The 16,298-nt window shown below is 64.0% G+C and carries 13 protein-coding genes; 6 read left to right on the plus strand and 7 right to left on the minus strand.

What is annotated here, in order from left to right; all coding sequences use genetic code 11:
* The 3 genes from AC27KI_RS02470 to AC27KI_RS02480 form a co-directional block, all read right to left on the minus strand.
* The coding region (locus tag AC27KI_RS02470) for a CheR family methyltransferase (protein WP_487112464.1) at positions 1-1,634 on the minus strand (1,634 nt) is incomplete at its 3' end.
* A 338-nt stretch (positions 1,635-1,972) separates the two neighbouring features.
* Positions 1,973-3,382, minus strand: coding sequence for a sigma-54-dependent transcriptional regulator (locus tag AC27KI_RS02475; RefSeq protein ID WP_317357713.1), 1,410 nt, complete (start codon positions 3,380-3,382; stop codon positions 1,973-1,975).
* Between the two features lie 82 nt (positions 3,383-3,464).
* Positions 3,465-4,574, minus strand: coding sequence for a sensor histidine kinase (locus AC27KI_RS02480; RefSeq protein ID WP_487112466.1), 1,110 nt, complete (start codon positions 4,572-4,574; stop codon positions 3,465-3,467).
* Between the two features lie 279 nt (positions 4,575-4,853).
* On the opposite strand from AC27KI_RS02480, the gene rpoN reads away from it, so the two are divergent.
* The 4 genes from rpoN to AC27KI_RS02500 all read left to right on the plus strand — a co-directional run bounded on the left by rpoN (position 4,854) and on the right by AC27KI_RS02500 (position 7,632).
* The gene (rpoN, locus tag AC27KI_RS02485; RefSeq protein ID WP_317357717.1) at positions 4,854-6,233 is read left to right on the plus strand and encodes an RNA polymerase factor sigma-54; all 1,380 of its coding nucleotides are present in this window, start codon (positions 4,854-4,856) and stop codon (positions 6,231-6,233) included.
* Between the two features lie 49 nt (positions 6,234-6,282).
* On the plus strand, positions 6,283-6,561 hold the full coding sequence (locus AC27KI_RS02490; RefSeq protein ID WP_317357720.1) for a hypothetical protein: 279 nt from the start codon (positions 6,283-6,285) through the stop codon (positions 6,559-6,561).
* Positions 6,562-6,679: 118 nt separating this feature from the next.
* Entirely contained in the window at positions 6,680-6,997 is a 318-nt protein-coding gene (locus tag AC27KI_RS02495; protein ID WP_317357723.1) for a KGG domain-containing protein, read from the plus strand.
* 185 nt (positions 6,998-7,182) lie between these two features.
* The gene (locus AC27KI_RS02500) at positions 7,183-7,632 is read left to right on the plus strand and encodes a hypothetical protein (RefSeq protein ID WP_487112468.1); all 450 of its coding nucleotides are present in this window, start codon (positions 7,183-7,185) and stop codon (positions 7,630-7,632) included.
* A 46-nt stretch (positions 7,633-7,678) separates the two neighbouring features.
* On the opposite strand, the gene AC27KI_RS02505 is transcribed toward AC27KI_RS02500, so the two are convergent.
* The 4 genes from AC27KI_RS02505 to AC27KI_RS02520 form a co-directional block, all read right to left on the minus strand.
* A complete protein-coding gene (locus tag AC27KI_RS02505) occupies positions 7,679-8,023 on the minus strand; it encodes a hypothetical protein (RefSeq protein WP_487112470.1) in 345 nt (114 codons plus the stop codon).
* Positions 7,987-9,138, minus strand: coding sequence for an iron-containing redox enzyme family protein (locus AC27KI_RS02510; RefSeq protein WP_487112472.1), 1,152 nt, complete (start codon positions 9,136-9,138; stop codon positions 7,987-7,989). The genes AC27KI_RS02505 and AC27KI_RS02510 overlap by 37 nt, the downstream gene beginning before the upstream one ends.
* A 96-nt stretch (positions 9,139-9,234) precedes the next feature.
* Entirely contained in the window at positions 9,235-10,560 is a 1,326-nt protein-coding gene (locus tag AC27KI_RS02515) for a phosphoribosylamine--glycine ligase (RefSeq protein WP_487112474.1), read from the minus strand.
* Positions 10,557-11,528 carry a methyltransferase gene (locus AC27KI_RS02520; RefSeq protein ID WP_487087436.1) on the minus strand — a complete coding sequence of 324 codons (972 nt, stop codon included), beginning with the start codon at positions 11,526-11,528 and terminating at the stop codon, positions 10,557-10,559. The genes AC27KI_RS02515 and AC27KI_RS02520 overlap by 4 nt, the downstream gene beginning before the upstream one ends.
* Positions 11,529-11,862: 334 nt before the next feature.
* On the opposite strand from AC27KI_RS02520, the gene carA reads away from it, so the two are divergent.
* Both carA and carB read left to right on the plus strand, forming a co-directional pair.
* Positions 11,863-13,026, plus strand: coding sequence for a glutamine-hydrolyzing carbamoyl-phosphate synthase small subunit (carA, locus tag AC27KI_RS02525; RefSeq protein WP_487087438.1), 1,164 nt, complete (start codon positions 11,863-11,865; stop codon positions 13,024-13,026).
* Positions 13,026-16,271 (plus strand): carbamoyl-phosphate synthase large subunit, encoded by a 3,246-nt coding sequence (carB, locus tag AC27KI_RS02530; protein ID WP_284401005.1) that lies wholly within the window; start codon positions 13,026-13,028, stop codon positions 16,269-16,271. Before carA ends, carB begins: the two co-directional genes overlap by 1 nt.
* The last annotated feature ends 27 nt before the right edge of the window (positions 16,272-16,298 follow it).

The raw sequence follows: 16,298 nt of genomic DNA on the forward strand, positions 1-16,298 counted from the left end.
GGGGGCGTCGAGGTGAAGGCCGGGCCGGCCAGCACCGGGCCGGACCGCGCGGCGTGCTGCGCCTCCATGGCGAGCGAGACGGTGCCGGGCGCGGAGTGCCCTGGCATGCCCGAGCGCGAGGCGGGGCGGTGGCTGTAGATGCGGTGCTTCTTGTCGAGCACGACAAACAGGGGGCTGTTGTCTTCGACGGATTCCGACGAGCCCAGAAACATCAGCCCGCGGGGCTTGAGCGAGAAATGGAAGGTGTCGAACACGCGGTGCTGGGCGTTGCGGTTCAGGTAGATCAGCAGGTTGCGGCAGGTGACGAGGTCGAGCCGCGAGAACGGCGAATCCTTGAGCACGTCATGCACCGCAAACAGCACCATTTCACGGATTTCGCGGCGAAGCCGGTAGCCGCGGTGCTCCTTCACGAAATACCGGCGCAGCCGTTCTTCCGACACGTCGGCCTCGATGGTCGTGGGGTAGAGCCCCTCGCGGGCGATGCCGATGGCCTCGTCGTCCAGATCGCTGGCGAAGACCTGGATCACCGGCGCCGCATCCACCTTGCGTGCGTATTCACTGAGCAAGATGGCGATGGAGTAGGCCTCCTCGCCCGTGGCGCAGGCGGCCACCCACACACGGAGCGAGTCCCCCGGCCCCTTGCCGGCAAACAGCCCCCCGATGTGCGCCTCCAGCGCACTGAAGCACTCGCCATCGCGAAAGAAGTTGGTCACGCTGATGAGCAGGTCCTGCAGCAGCGCCCCAGCCTCACCGGGCCGCGTGCGCAGGCAATCCAGATAGCCCGGCAGATCGGCGATGCCGTTGACCTGCATGCGCCGGCCGATGCGCCGCAGGATGGTGGCCCGCTTGTAGTAGGCGAAGTCCCGGCCGGTCCGCGTTCGCAGGAAGATCAGCACGTCGCGCAGGGCCGCTTCTGTGGCCATGCCATGGGGAATCGGGTTTTCCATGGGCGGGGGTCCCTTCTCCGAAGGCAGCTTCAGGCGGCGCTCCAGCCGGTAGTACTCCAGCAGCCGGCCGGGCATGGCCGCCGCGGGCAGCGTCCAGTCCACCATGCCGGTGGCCAGCGCCGAGCGGGGCATGCTGCTGTGCTCCGCCTCGTCCGGGTCCTGGGCGATGGTGAGTCCGCCCCGCTCCTTGATGCGCTTGATGCCAATGGCACCGTCGCCATCCATGCCGGACAGCACGATGGCCGTGGCATGCGGACCGTGGGTGTCGGCCAGCATGCGAAAGAACAGGTCCACGGTCACATGGCCATGGCGCGGGCTCGGCAGATCGGCCAGCTGCAGAAAGCCGTCATAGGTGCGCAGCACCTTGCCAGGCGGGATGACGTAGACGGTGTTGACCTGGACCTTGCAGGTCTCGCGCACCTGCATCACTTGCAGGGAGGTGCTGCGCTGCAGGATTTCGGCCAGCTCGCTGTCGTGGTCGGGCGACAGGTGCAGGATGACGACAAAAGCCAGTCCGGGGTCTTCGGGCATGGACTGCAGAAAGGTCTGCAGGGCCGGGATGCTGCCCGCCGAACCACCCAGACCGATCAGCGGCAACATGTGATAGGCCCGCGCCGGCGCCACGCTGTCCAGCGCCTCTCCCACATGCTCTTCGGCTTCGTCGGGGGTGGTCAGCGAGTCATCCATGTTGGCGTCTTTCTAGTGAATGCCGATTATCGATCGTGGGCTTTCGCGTTCGACGGCGTGGTCTGGTGGGCCACGGCGGAAAGCATGCGCGGGGTTCGTTCGATGCCGTATATGGGTTGGGCTTGCCGGGGGAGCGGCCACTGCGCGCGGAGACGCGCGCGGACTGCTGGGGCGGGCGATGGCGTGCGCGCCCAGTGTGCCCGGCGCATGGCGGGTTCTGGATTCAGGATGTATGACCGGACAACGGGTTGTACCGGCGTTCAGGCCGCAGGCTTGGAGCCCGGACGATGTTGCCGCCCTTGAGAAGGCCAGGCCTGGTGACGGCCACCGCCAGCCGGTCAGGCGCCGTCGCCGTATTCCTTCAGCCGGTTGTACAGCGTCTTCATGCTGATGCCCAGCATGGCGGCGGTCTGCTCGCGCCGCTGCCCGCAGTGAGCGAAGGTGGCGAGGATCAGCGCCCGCTCCACTTCCGCCAGCGAGCTGCCCAGCGGCAGCCGCAGTTCGGTGGAGGCGGCAGCGCCGTCGGCCATCGGTGCCATCTCGCGTTGCTGCGGCGCAAGCGGTGGCAGTGGGAGCGGTGGCTGCGAAGGCACGAGGTCGCGCGGCAACCAGCGCTCGGTCACCGGCCCTTCTTGCGTCATCACGAAGGCGCGCTGCAGCACGTTGCGCAACTCGCGCACGTTGCCGGGCCACCGGTATTCCGCCAGGCGCTCCAGGGCGGCGGCGGTCAGCGTCTTTCGGCCCCCCTCACGTGCTGCGATGTCGTCCAGGAAATGCTGTGCCAGAAGGGGCAGGTCTTCCAGCCGGTCCCGCAGGGGCGGCAGGTGCAGCGGGAACACGTTGAGGCGGTAGAGCAGGTCTTCCCGCAACGCGCCATCCACCACGGCCTGGGCCAGGTTGCGGTTGCTGGCAGCCACGATGCGCACATCGGTGTGCCGCGCCTCGGTGGAGCCTACGCGCAGGAAGGTGCCGGTCTCCAGCACGCGCAAGAGCTTGACCTGCAGCTCCAGCGGCATCTCGGTGATCTCGTCCAGGAAAAGGGTGCCGCCATTGGCGCGCTCGAAAAACCCCAGGTGCTGTCGGTCCGCCCCCGTGAAGCTGCCCCGCTCGTGGCCAAAGATTTCGCTCTCGATCAGCTGGGGCGAGATCGCGCCGCAGTTCACCGCCAGAAAAGGACCGTCGCGTCGCCGGCTGAGGTCATGGAGGGTGCGGGCAACCAGCTCCTTCCCAGAGCCGCTTTCCCCTGTCACGAACACCGAGACCGAGGTGCCGGCCACGCATGCGATCTGCTCGTACACCTCGCGCATGATGGGCGACCGGCCCAGCAGGTGGCCGAAGCGGCCGGTCGATTCCCACTGCAGGCGCATGTCCTGAATCTCGGCCAGCAGGGTGGAGGGCGAGCGAGCGCGGGAGAGCACGGCATTGAGCCGTTGCGTATCCACCGGCTTGATAAGGTAATCCGCCGCGCCCAGGCGAAGGGCCTGGATCGATGTGTCCAGGCTGGCGTGGCCAGTGATCAGCACCACTTCCGAATACGAGAGCAGCTCGGCCTCCTCGCACAGAGACAGCCCATTGCCGTCGGGCAACTGCAGGTCGAGCAGCACGATGTCGGGGCGCTGCAGGGCAATCTGACGGCGCGCATCCCGGAGCGAAGACGCCGTGGCTGCCGTGAATCCGCCAGTGTGCAACAAGCTCGCGAGCATGCGCGCGGAGTCGGCATCGTCTTCCACTACCAGGGCATGGGCCATGCAAATCTCCCCGAGTAAGAATTTGAAAAAGAGGAATTATTTGCAGCGATCGCTGCCATGGGTGTAAACGAACGTACAGCGGTCAACCGCTTCCGCGTTCCAGCGCGTCCGTCAGCACCTGGGGCCACTGGCCCCAGGCGGCCCATGCGTCAAAGCCTGCGCGCCGGGCGCCGGCTGCATCCAACGCCTCTTCCTGCGCACAAGGCATGGCGGCTGCCACGGCCACCATGCGGCCGGCATACCCGGTCTCCCGCGCGGCGGCTGCGAACTCGCGCGCCTCTTTGGCAGGCTGAGCATTTGCAAGAACCAGATCGGGCACGTGCTGCAGCAACAGGTCCAGCGCCGGCTGGGTCGCCCCGCCGTCCAGCACGGTATATCCCTGGCGCTCCAGAGTTTGCACTGCTGTCTGGCGATCTTGCGCGCCGTGCAGTGCGACAAGCACCTTCAGGCGCCGCAGTCGGGCTGGCGGCGGTGGCGTTTCTGCGAGGCAGGGCAGCGCGAGATACTGCAGCGGTCCATCGGACGGCGATGGAGTGCGTCCCCCATGCAGTGCAATGACATGGTCGGCAAGAAGGTCTGCCAAGGTGGCAGGTGCGCCGGCCCGCACATGCAGAGCCAGCAGGCATGCGGCTCCCGAGGGCCGCTCCATGTGGTCGTTGGGCAGGCCGCGAACTTCCACGCGCACCTCGTCCCCTTGCCTGAACACGTTCAAGTCCATGCGCATGCCCGGCGCCGCCGCTTTGCACGCCCGGCAAAGCATCTGATCCATCGCCCGGCGCATCAGGCGAGGATCTGCCATGACCCGCAGGTCCGCAGCGATCTGCTGGGTGCAGGCATAGCCCCTGTTGGAGTTCACCAATGCCTCCCAGGCCTGCCGCACCAGACCCGAGAAGTCCAGCGGCACACGCCGCAGTTCCATGCGCCCCTCGCGCGCCGCCAGCACGTCCTGCAGGTCTTCCAGCAGCGAAGACAGATGCCGTGTCTGCCGAGCGGCCACCGCGCACGCTTCGCTCTGGATGGGCATTGGATGGGGGGCGAGCGCAATCACCTCCAGCGCTGCGGACAGTGCGCCCAGCGGGGTGCGCAATTCATGCCCCACACCAGCCATGGAAAGCCACGGCGGCGCTGCAACGGGAACCTCTGCGTCGGGGTGAGGCGCTGCTGTCGGGATGGGTGTGGAGGTGTCATTCATGATGGGCGAGGGCGTTCCGCTCGTGATGGTGTTGCCGGGCGCCAGTGCCGCAGCATGCCGCGTGCCAGTCAGTGCCGGTAAAAACCGGACCAAGCAACGGACCCGTGGGCGAAACCGGCAGGAATTGCGGCAATCTCTACCGGTTGAGCAACATGCTTGCATTGAAGGATAGCGCCAAGTGCTCGTTTTCGAGGCTGGGTGAGCTCTTTCCAAGCCATGCGTGGTGTGGCATATGCCTTGCTTTGTTGCATGGGATGCTCCCCAACCCATGGACCTTCGATGAGCCAGCTTAGTCTGAGCACTTCCGCAGCACTCACCCAGAATGCTTCGCCCCGCTTGCAGCATGCCGTGCGCCTGCTGCAGATGTCCTCACAGGATTTCGCACGCGCCGTGCGGGAGGCGGTGGAGAGCAATCCGCTGTTGGAAGTCGAGGATGGCGATGCACAGCGGGATATGCAGACGGTGCCGCACGCGCCGCCGAGCGACTGGAGTCCGTCATCTGGCAGCGGCCGGATCCCGTCTGCCGACAGCGATGGGGAGAGGGCCTGGGAGCGTTCAGCAGCGCCCATTTCATTGCGAGCCCATTTGCATGGGCAACTGGACCTGCTTCGTCTGCCGGAGCGGGATCTGCTGTTGGCAAAGGCGGTCATCGAATCGCTGGACGACGATGGCTACCTGCGCGGCGGGCTTGAAGAGATCGAGCAGGCGGTGCACACCATGGCCCTGTCTCCGGAGCCGGATGGGCAGGAAATCCGCATGGCGTGGCGCCGGGTCCAGGGGCTGGATCCAGCAGGCGTTGCCGCCGTGGACCTGCAGCATTGCCTGCTATTGCAATTGCACACGATGGAGTGCGTGACGACCCGGGATCTGGTGCGTCGTGCCATTGAAGGCCACCTGAAAGCCGTGGCGTTGCGCGACCCCACACGGCTGTCCGAGGCGCTGGGGGTGTCGCGCGAGGCTGCAGCAGCGGTTTGCGCGAAGATTCGCGCGCTCAACCCCAGTCCTTGCCGCGCCTTCCTGCAAGACGATGTGCCGCTTGCGGTGCCTGACATCGTGGCGGTGAGGGGCGGAAGAGGTTGGCAAATGGTTCTCAACGATGCTGTGATGCCTCGCCTTCGGGTGCATTCCGCCTACGCGCGGATGTTTCAGCAGCGCAAGCGCCATGGTGAGAGTGCGGCGTTGAGCGCCTGCCTGCAGGAAGCGCGTTGGTTGGTGGGCAATGTGGCGCAGCGCTTTGCCACCATCCTGGCGGTGGCGCGAGCCATCGGGCGGCACCAGCAGGCGTTTTTCGAGCATGGCCCGTTGGCGCTCAAACCACTGAAGCTGCAGCAGATCGCGCAGGAAGTGGGGGTGCACGAATCCACCGTGTCCCGTGTCACCAACAACAAGTTCTTGGCGACCCCGTTCGGCTTGCATGAACTCAAGTATTTTTTCTCGCGCGGCTTGTCTACGCGCAATGGCACCACCTGCGCTCCTGCGGCCGTCAAGGAGCTGGTGTCGGAGTTGATTGCGGCCGAGTCGCCCTTACATGCTTTGTCCGATGCGGCGATTGCCGGCCTGCTGGCGCAGCAGGGGTTTTCGGTTGCCCGGCGCACGGTCACCAAGTACCGGCAGGCGCTTCGCATTTCGGCGGCGCCGGAACGTCACAGGAACGTTTAAACCAACGGTTTGCACCTCAGGGTGAAGACCAATTCACCAAAGATCAATCATGGCTTTCGCCTGGGCTTCCATTGACGGATTGACCTTGTTTTCCCGCACGTTGGCGGTGGATGGTCATTGGTGTGGGCTGGTCGATGTGCTGCAGGGCATGCAGCCCCGGATCACGACTGTGGCCTGCGCGCAAATGCGGTTCAGTGCAGCGCAAGCGGATTGCGATGCGATTGACCTGGTGCAGACGCTTTATGCGGGTATCGCTCGCCGCAGGCATGCGAGGCAAGAGGCTGCGCGTTGTGTCAAGCGAGCAATCCAGGCAGACGTGGACCGGTAGCTGCGCGAGTGGGCCTGCAGGTGCCGGGCATGTCGATTGCCTCTGCCGTGCCAAGCCTGGTTTGACTGCCAGGCCTGGGCCGCTCCCCTCCACGGGAGCACATTGAAGGAGTATCGAAATGGCCAACCAAGGCAATCCATCCAGTAGCAATCGTGGCTTCGCCGCCATGGATGCGGCAAAGCAACGTGAAATTTCAAGCAAGGGTGGGCAGGCGGCGCATCAAAAGGGCACGGCGCATCAGTTCACCTCCGAAGAAGCCCGCGCCGCTGGCGCCAAGAGCCATAGTCGCCGCAATTCGAATTCTGGCGGTGCCAAAGCCGGTGCGTCAGCCGATGCGGAGGCCACTCTGTCGGACAGCGCTTCCAGCACGAAACCCAACGGAGCGACTCGCGCGCCGCAGGGCGCAGGTCGCGATTCAGGCCCCCAAAGCCGTTGAATCCAGCGCCGGGGTGCAGACGATCTGTTCGGGGGCTGCCGCTGAAAACAGATGGGTGGCACATCGATTGCCGTTGGAAGCGCTGCACGTGTCGAACCCGCATTCCTGCGCAAGCCCAGGCATTCGTTCCGTCGGCTGTCCAGGAAGGTGGGACGCGCCATAAATCCTATCCCATGAGGCAATCCATGAACACCAACTACCCCACGCGCGCCCCGCGCCACCGCGGGCTCTTTCAGCAATTTTCTCCGCTCCATCTCGCGCCTGAGTGGGAGCAGTACAGCGTCATCAAAGCGCGGGGAGTGCGCACCATTGCCCTCGGCGGGCATGCCCCCTATGCCACTTCTGGCTGGGTGGTCGAGCAGGCAGTGGGTTGCATCGAGCTCATCGGCGCCAAGGTGGCAGGTCTGGGGCAGATGCTGCTGATCGGGTTCACCCTCGGCGAACCTGCGGCTGCCGCGGGCTTTGAAGTCACGACAACCGACGCCATCGGCACATTGATCTTGCCCGCCCACTGCTTTGCCGCCTGCGTGGCGATTGCGACCGGTCAGAACGCGCACTTTCGCATCGGCGGAGACGGACAGTTGAATGCGATCGGCAGCGACCCTTCGTTGCTGCAGATGCCATCACCCCCGTAAGTCTTTGCGGTCCACCGCCGTCTCAGGGCAATGGTCGCTCCAGCGGTCAGGCCGCCCAGCCTTCGTTGATGAAGAGCCGGGTGGCCAGCAACCCTGTCGAAGTCCAATGCGTCGCGGGAGACAGCGCGGCGCTGAGGAACTGTCGGCGCTGCTCTCCTTCCAGTGACTGGAGTTGTTCATTGAATTGATTCAGTTCGGGGTCCAGTACAGGCTCTGCGCTGGCCACGAAAGGGCCCGCCGAGCGGTGGCGTGCCAGGGCTCTGAACGAGGGCAGTCTGCGCGTCTGGTTGGCCGAGGCGGGCTGGGCATAGTCCTGTCCGTCGCGGCTGTCCTCGCCACGAATCCAGTCGTGGATCACCTGCAACTCATATCCCGTGAAAACGCCGAACATTTCCGCGCGTTCTCCTTGAAGCAGGTTCCAGAATCGGCTTTGCGCCACCGGCGCGCCGAGTCGGATCCACCCGCCGTCCACCAGCGCGTCGAGCAATGCATCGATGTTGCCCTGGGGCCCAGCCAATCGTTGACGGTGCGCCCGCCAATGCGGCAATAGTCGGAGTGCATGCCTGCACCGGCCGGTGCCTTTCTTTCGAAGATTTTTACCACTTCGGCCCTGGCGTCAAAAGATGTGATGACCTCCTGCGTGCCACGCCCGGCGTCTGCGAGCTTGCTCCCGGCGCGAACGCGCTGCCAAAACTGCTCGCGGTCTGCCTGCACTTCCATCATCTGAAGCACTGCTTCGCAAGCTTGCCATGCATGGCCGCTGTCGCCGTTATCGACCGTGACGTGAAGCGTGAAGTAGTAGGGGTCGATCCCAAGCTCGTTGAGCTCGTACGCCGTGATCAGCAGGTGCAGCGGCAACTGTTCATAGCCCAGGTTGAAGCCGATGACCTCCGGCAGGAAATGCTCGGCATTCCATCCCAGGGCCAATTGCACCGCGCCCTGCAGATAGTTGGCATCGTCCAGTTGCAGGTCTTGCTGAAGGCCGTGCCGGCGCATCAATTGGCGATAGAGCGTGACGTGGTTCTTGTGCGGCACGCCGTCTCCGAGTTCTTCGAGGTAGGTCTGGAGCAGGGGTCGCAGCCGTTCAGTCGATGAATGCTGCGCCAGACCGTAGAGCCAGGACCCGTCCACCAGCTTGGTGGGCGCCACCGATGCCAGAAAGTTGAGCGCATGGGCGCGGTTGTGAAAATACTGGCGCTCGCCGCCTGCGCGCCGCCCATCCAGGTAGGCTTGATAGCGCTGCGCCACAGACTGGGCGTTTGCGTGGGCCCACGCATGCAGGTCCTCGGGTGCTTCGCACAATGCGCTGGGGACGTCTTTGCTATCGTCCATCAGCCGCTGCAGCCACTGGGCGGCGTGCTGGCGGGTTTGCAGCGTGGGGGACGGCGTGAGCAGCGCTTCGTAGAGACGACGATAGGGGCCGGCGGCATTCGGGCGCTGCGCATCGTCAGCGCGAGGTGCTTGGCTGCCATGGTGGTCGACGGAGGGAAGAATTTTTTTGTGCAAGCATCGTTGGCGATGGGCTGGAGGAGTGGACCCATGCTGCGATGCTGGAAAGAAGGCAGAAACCACCAGATGGCGCGAACCCCGGTCGGCAAGGTCCTACGCCGCCGATGGCTTCCCCTGCAGCCAGCCCCACGAGCGCAGTTGCTGCAATTCGCCCCCGTGCAGCCGCGGGCCAATGTCGCTACGGTACCGCAGATTGGGCACGATCACTTGGCGAACGCAATCCAGCGCGGCCAGGTTGGCGGCATGCACTGTTGCGCCCACGCCCGTGGCAACGCCCAGGTAGCCGCATGAGCCACTCGCCACCAGCTGTCCCTGATGCAGAGCCACCTCTGAAAAATGCAGGCTGTCTCGCTGTGCCTGCGTGATGGAGGGATCCAGGAACACCGGCAAACCCTTGGACAGTTCCGCATACCCATGCCGGTAGGGAAACGGCGGGACTGTAAGAACCACGCCGCAGGCAAAACCCTTTTTCGTACCGAAGTCCAACGTGTCGCGGCGCAGCATTCGGCGAAAGATGGCGTCCCACGGATCATCGTGAAGCGCTTCGCAAATCGCGAAACCCGGGTAGCCGAACCGGCAAGTGAATTCGAGGGGCCACAGCCCGTTTTCGTTGGCGATGAGGTTCACGTTGATGTAGCCACAGTAACCGCCATCCCGCAGCATGGACAGCAGGGGACGCAGGACGGTGTCGTACAGGCGCGCGCTTTCGTGGTAGCTCACGATGGTGCCCATCTCTCCGGTGAGCTCGCCCAGGTCGCCCGGGAAAAACCGCTTGTGCTCGAAATCGACACACACGGGCGACAGAAAGTCATGGCCGTTGAAATACCCGCCGACCCCGATCTCGATCCCATCGATGAACTCCATCAAGATGAAGTCCGGTGCCTCGGCCTGGTCCACTCGGGTTTTGCCCGCGTGCATGGCCAGCAGGGCGCGCACGTCGGCGCCGTTGCTGGACTGGCCGACGTAGTTGCGCGTGCGCTCGCCGGAGGCCCCGTTGAACTTGAGTACATAACGTGCGGGATGGTCATCAAGGAACACCATCGCTTCGCCATAGTCGGTGAAACGGTGGCAGCCCGCTACCTGCAGTCCCGCGGCCTGCAAGGCACTCTGCCCGAAGGCGCGGTCCGCCTCCAGTCGATCGCCGAGGGCGCTGCCGCCGATGACCTGAAAGCCTTCCGCACGCAATGCATCCTGCAATTCGCCCTGGGTCGCGGATTCGAAGAGGATCACGCCTTCGTTTCCAGCCGCCTTGATCCATCCCAGTTCGCTTTCCCATCCTTCGACCCGCTGCAGGATGCCCTGAAAGACGTCGTGGCACGCAGGGTCTTCAATCACGACCCGCACCTCGTGGCCGCGGTGCTGGAGGCCGCCATACATGGCCGCCAGGTCGTTGGTCTGCCCAATGCCCAGAAATCTCATGCAGCCCGCCTTTGCACCACCACGCCGACGGCCGCGATCCGATCCGCCTTGGCATAGGCCCGCCCTTCCAGTTCCTCTCCGAAGACATCGGGGTCCAGTTCTTCATAGTGCACCGCACAGTCGTGGGCCGCGGCGTAGGCGACAACGGAGTCGCGCAAAGCATCGCGTCCTTCGACGATGGTCGAGCCGGTGTAGAGCAGCAGGCGGCCGGTGGGCGTCAAGCGATCAAGGCTCTCTTTCAAAATGCGATCGGAAAGGGCTTCTCCAAACTGTCCACCTCCGTGCCGGTACGTGCGGTTGGCATCGTCCACCAAGTAGGGCGGGTTGGAGACGATGAGATCGAACCTGCCGGTGACCTCGGAGAAGAGGTCACTTTGAACGCACTGCGCGTAGGGGTAGCCGGCGACTGCTGCATTGGCTTTCGCGTGCAAGAGCGCGCTGGGATTGATGTCCACCAGGACGATCTCGCATCCGTTGGGCTGCGCCTGCCACGCCCTCGCCGCGACGAGTCCTCCCGGCCCGGCGCCGCACCCGACATCGGCAATGCGTGGTGATTCCGGCTGCGGCTGCATTCGCAACTGATGGCGGATGAAACTCGCAAACCGGTAGGTGTCCGGCCCGAAGAAAACGGCATCCTCTTGCGCCGTCGGAAAGGCGGAGTGGGCAAAGAGGAATCCATCGAGCGAACTGAACCGAACGTTGCTTTGCAACAGCCCGTTTGGGGCGGACTGCAGCCAGCCATCGTCTAGCAGAGCGGTTGATAGATCTGGGGGAAGCTGGTCTTTTGGAAAAGGTCGGTTCCATCCAAATGCGTCACGCAGGTCCGAAGCCTCTGGGACGTGCGGCCTTGCAAGCACTCTCTGGTGCGTGAGCGGCGTTACCGTGACGAACCGGTAGCCCATGACCTTGAGCCACTGCCCGAGCCGCTGAAGACTGTGTTGGGCAGAATGCGTGGTGGATGCTTTCATCGGATTTGGCAAGCGGCATTGCAAGGAGAGGGGGCGAGCGGCGAGGGGGGCGGGCGCCGCAGGATGCCAACCGCTGCGATCTTTCAGGGGGCCTCGGCCGTCGTGGTGTAGGACAAAAGAGCCTGCTCGCTGACGATCGTTGCATCGCCGGATCCGGTTTGCGTGGGCTGAATGGGCCGCGGAAGTCGGGATGCTCTTTCAGTGAGGCTACAATTGGAGGCTTTCCCGCAAAAACGTCGCCCGGCAGCAACCAAAGCAATCCCCCAACAAGCAGCAGTCTTCAGGAATGTCTTCCTGCGGACTCCGGGCGACCCGTAACCATTCGGAGAACCCAGTGCTTTTGTCTCTACAGGGATCCTTCCCGCCCGCCATCCTGGCGCTCGCAGACGGCACGGTCTTTATCGGCAATTCGATTGGTGCCACCGGCACCACGGTCGGCGAAGTGGTGTTCAACACCGCCATCACCGGCTACCAGGAAATCCTCACCGACCCGAGCTACTGCCAGCAGATCGTCACCCTGACGTATCCGCACATCGGCAACTACGGTGTCAATACCGAGGACATCGAAGCCGACAAGGTCCATGCCGCAGGCTTGATCATTAAAGACCTGCCGTTGCTGGCCAGCAATTTCCGCAGCACCGAGACCCTCTCGCAGTACCTCGTGCGCGAGAAGACCGTTGCCATCGCCAACATCGACACCCGCAAGCTCACGCGCATCTTGCGCACCCACGGAGCGCAGAACGGCGCCATCGTCGGGCTTGCGGCCGGCGAAGCGGTGACCCAGGCGCGCATCGACGAGGCCCTGGCCGCCGCCAAGGCGGCACCCAGCATGAAGGGCCTGGATCTGGCCCAGGTGGTGAGCACCTCCGCGGCCTATCCGTGGGACCAGACCGAGTGGAAGCTTGGTTCGGGTTACGGCACCCTTGCCGCTCCGCGCTTTCACGTGGTGGCCTACGACTACGGCGTGAAAAAGAACATTCTGCGCATGCTGGCCGAGCGCGGCTGCCGCCTCACGGTGGTTCCGGCCAAGACCCCGGCAGCCGAGGTGCTGGCCATGAAGCCCGATGGCGTGTTCCTGTCCAACGGCCCTGGCGATCCGGCGCCGTGCGACTACGCCATCGAAGCCACGCGCCAGATCATCGATGCCGGCGTACCCACGTTCGGCATCTGCCTGGGCCACCAGATCATGGCCCTGGCCAGCGGCGCGAAGACCTTCAAGATGGACAACAGCCACCATGGCGCGAACCATCCCGTGAAGGACCTGGACAACGGCCGTGTCAGCATCACCAGCCAGAACCATGGGTTTGCCGTGGAGATGGAGTCGCTGCCGTCGACCCTGCGCCCCACGCACATCAGCCTGTTCGACGGCACGCTGCAGGGCCTGGAGCGCACGGACAAGCCCGCGTTCTGTTTCCAGGGCCACCCCGAGGCCTCGCCCGGCCCGCACGACATCGCCTACCTGTTTGACCGCTTCACTGCGCTGATGGAGAAGAAATAATGCCGAAGCGCACAGACCTCAAATCGATCCTCATCATCGGCGCCGGCCCCATCATCATCGGCCAAGCCTGCGAATTCGACTATTCCGGCGTGCAGGCCTGCAAGGCCCTGCGCGAGGAAGGTTACAAAGTCATCCTGATCAACAGCAATCCTGCGACGATCATGACCGACCCGGCCACCGCCGATGTGACCTACATCGAGCCCATCACGTGGCAGACCGTCGAGAAGATCATCGCCAAGGAGCGCCCCGACGCGATCCTGCCGACGATGGGCGGGCAGACGGCGCTCAATTGCGCCCTCGACCTGTGGCGCAATGGCGTGCTGCACAAGTACAAGGTGGAGCTGATCGGCGCCACGCCCGAGGCGATCGACAAGGCGGAAGACCGCCTCAAGTTCAAGGATGCGATGACCCGCATCGGCCTGGGCTCGGCCCGCTCCGGCATCGCCCACAGCATGGACGAGGCGTGGACGGTGCAAAAGACCGTGGGCTTTCCCACGGTGATCCGTCCCAGCTTCACACTGGGCGGCACCGGCGGCGGCATTGCCTACAACCCTGAAGAGTTCGAGACCATCTGCAAGCGCGGGCTGGAGGCTTCGCCCACCAACGAACTGCTGATCGAAGAATCGCTGCTCGGCTGGAAAGAGTACGAGATGGAAGTGGTTCGCGACAAGGCGGACAACTGCATCATCATCTGCTCGATCGAGAACCTCGATCCGATGGGCGTGCACACGGGCGACTCGATCACGGTGGCGCCTGCGCAAACGCTGACCGACAAGGAATACCAGATCATGCGCAACGCGTCCCTCGCGGTGCTGCGCGAGATCGGCGTGGATACCGGTGGCTCCAACGTGCAGTTCTCGGTGAATCCGAAAGACGGTCGCATGATCGTCATCGAGATGAATCCACGCGTATCGCGGTCGTCGGCCCTGGCATCGAAGGCCACGGGCTTTCCGATCGCCAAGGTCGCGGCGAAGCTCGCGGTGGGCTACACGCTCGACGAACTGAAGAACGAAATCACGGGCGGCGCTACGCCCGCATCGTTCGAACCCTCGATCGACTACGTGGTCACCAAGATTCCACGTTTTGCATTCGAGAAGTTCCCCACGGCCGACAGCCGCCTGACCACGCAGATGAAGTCGGTGGGCGAGGTCATGGCCATGGGCCGCACGTTCCAGGAGTCTTTCCAGAAGGCGTTGCGTGGCCTGGAAGTCGGCGTGGACGGCATGAATGAAAAGACGCAGGACCGCGAACTGCTGGAAAAGGAACTGGGCGAGCCGGGTCCCGAGCGCATCTGGTATGTGGGCGATGCCTTCGCCATGGGCCTTTCGGTCGACGAGGTGCATGACCTCACCAAGATCGACAAATGGTTCCTGGTGCAGATCGAAGAGATCGTGAAGATCGAACTGGATCTGGACAAGCTGACCGATGAAAAGGGGGATGGCGCGCTGGCTGCCATCGACGCCGATACGCTGCGAGCGCTCAAGAAGAAGGGCTTTTCCGATCGCCGCCTGGCCAAGCTCCTGCGGACGCAGGAAAAAGCTGTGCGGGAGGCGCGCCGGGCACTCAATGTGCGTCCCGTCTACAAGCGGGTGGACACCTGCGCCGCCGAGTTCGCCACCAACACGGCTTACATGTACTCGACCTACGAGGACGAGTGTGAAGCCGCGCCCACCACCAACAAGAAGATCATGGTGCTGGGCGGTGGCCCCAACCGCATCGGCCAAGGCATCGAGTTCGACTATTGCTGCGTTCACGCCGCACTCGCCATGCGCGAGGACGGCTATGAAACCATCATGGTCAACTGCAATCCGGAAACGGTTTCGACCGACTACGACACGTCGGATCGGCTTTATTTCGAGCCGCTCACGCTGGAAGACGTGCTGGAAATCGTCGACAAGGAAAAGCCCACGGGCGTGATCGTGCAGTACGGTGGTCAGACGCCCCTGAAGCTGGCGCTCGGCCTGGAGGCCGAGGGCGTGCCGATCATCGGCACCAGCCCGGACATGATCGATGCTGCGGAAGACCGCGAGCGCTTTCAGAAACTGCTCAACGACCTGGGGCTGCGCCAGCCACCCAACGCCACGGCACGCACCGAGCCGGAGGCCCTGGAGAAGGCTGCCGCGTTGGGCTATCCACTGGTCGTGCGCCCCAGCTATGTGCTGGGTGGCCGTGCCATGGAAATCGTCCACGAACAGCGGGATCTAGAACGCTACATGCGCGAAGCCGTCAAGGTGAGCAACGACTCGCCCGTGCTGCTGGACCGTTTCCTGAACGATGCCATCGAGTGCGATGTGGATTGCCTGCGCGACCCCGAAGGCAAGGTTTTCATCGGGGGCGTGATGGAGCACATTGAGCAAGCCGGCGTGCACAGCGGCGACTCGGCCTGCTCTTTGCCGCCTTACTACCTGAGCAAGGCCACGGTGGATGAACTCAAGCGCCAGACTGCAGCCATGGCCGAGGGCCTGAGCGTGGTGGGCTTGATGAACGTGCAGTTCGCCATTCAGGAAAAGGATGGCAAGGACGTGATCTATGTGCTCGAAGTGAATCCGCGCGCATCCCGCACGGTGCCCTTCGTCAGCAAGGCCACGGGCATCCAGTTGGCCAAGGTGGCGGCCCGCTGCATGGCGGGGCAGTCGCTGGCGAGCCAGGGCATCACGCGGGAAGTCACGCCGCCTTATTTCAGCGTGAAGGAGGCGGTGTTCCCCTTCGTCAAGTTCCCGGGTGTGGACACGATCCTCGGCCCGGAGATGAAGTCCACCGGCGAAGTGATGGGAGTGGGCAAGACGTTCGGCGAGGCTTTCGTGAAGAGCCAGCTGGGGGCCGGCACGAAGCTGCCGACGTCCGGCAAGGTGTTCCTCACCGTGAAGAACAGCGACAAGCCGCGTGCGGTGGAAATCGGCCGGCAACTGGTCGCCCTGGGTTTCGACTTGGTGGCGACCAAGGGCACGGCTGCTGCGATCTCGGAGGCCGGCGTGCCGGTGACCGTGGTGAACAAGGTGACCGAAGGCCGCCCACACATCGTGGACATGATCAAGAACGACGAAATCGTCATGGTCATCAATACGGTGGAAGAGCGGCGCAATGCGATTGCCGACTCCCGCGCGATCCGCACGAGTTCGCTGCAGGCCCGGGTCACCACCTTCACGACCATCTTCGGCGCCGAGGCGGCCGTGGAAGGCATGAAGCATCTGGACCATCTGGACGTTTATTCCGTGCAGGAACTGCACGCGCAATTGACGGCCTGAACGGCACAGTCAGGTTAAGCGTCCGGC

The organism is Acidovorax sp. KPB24-03, from assembly GCF_057546605.1.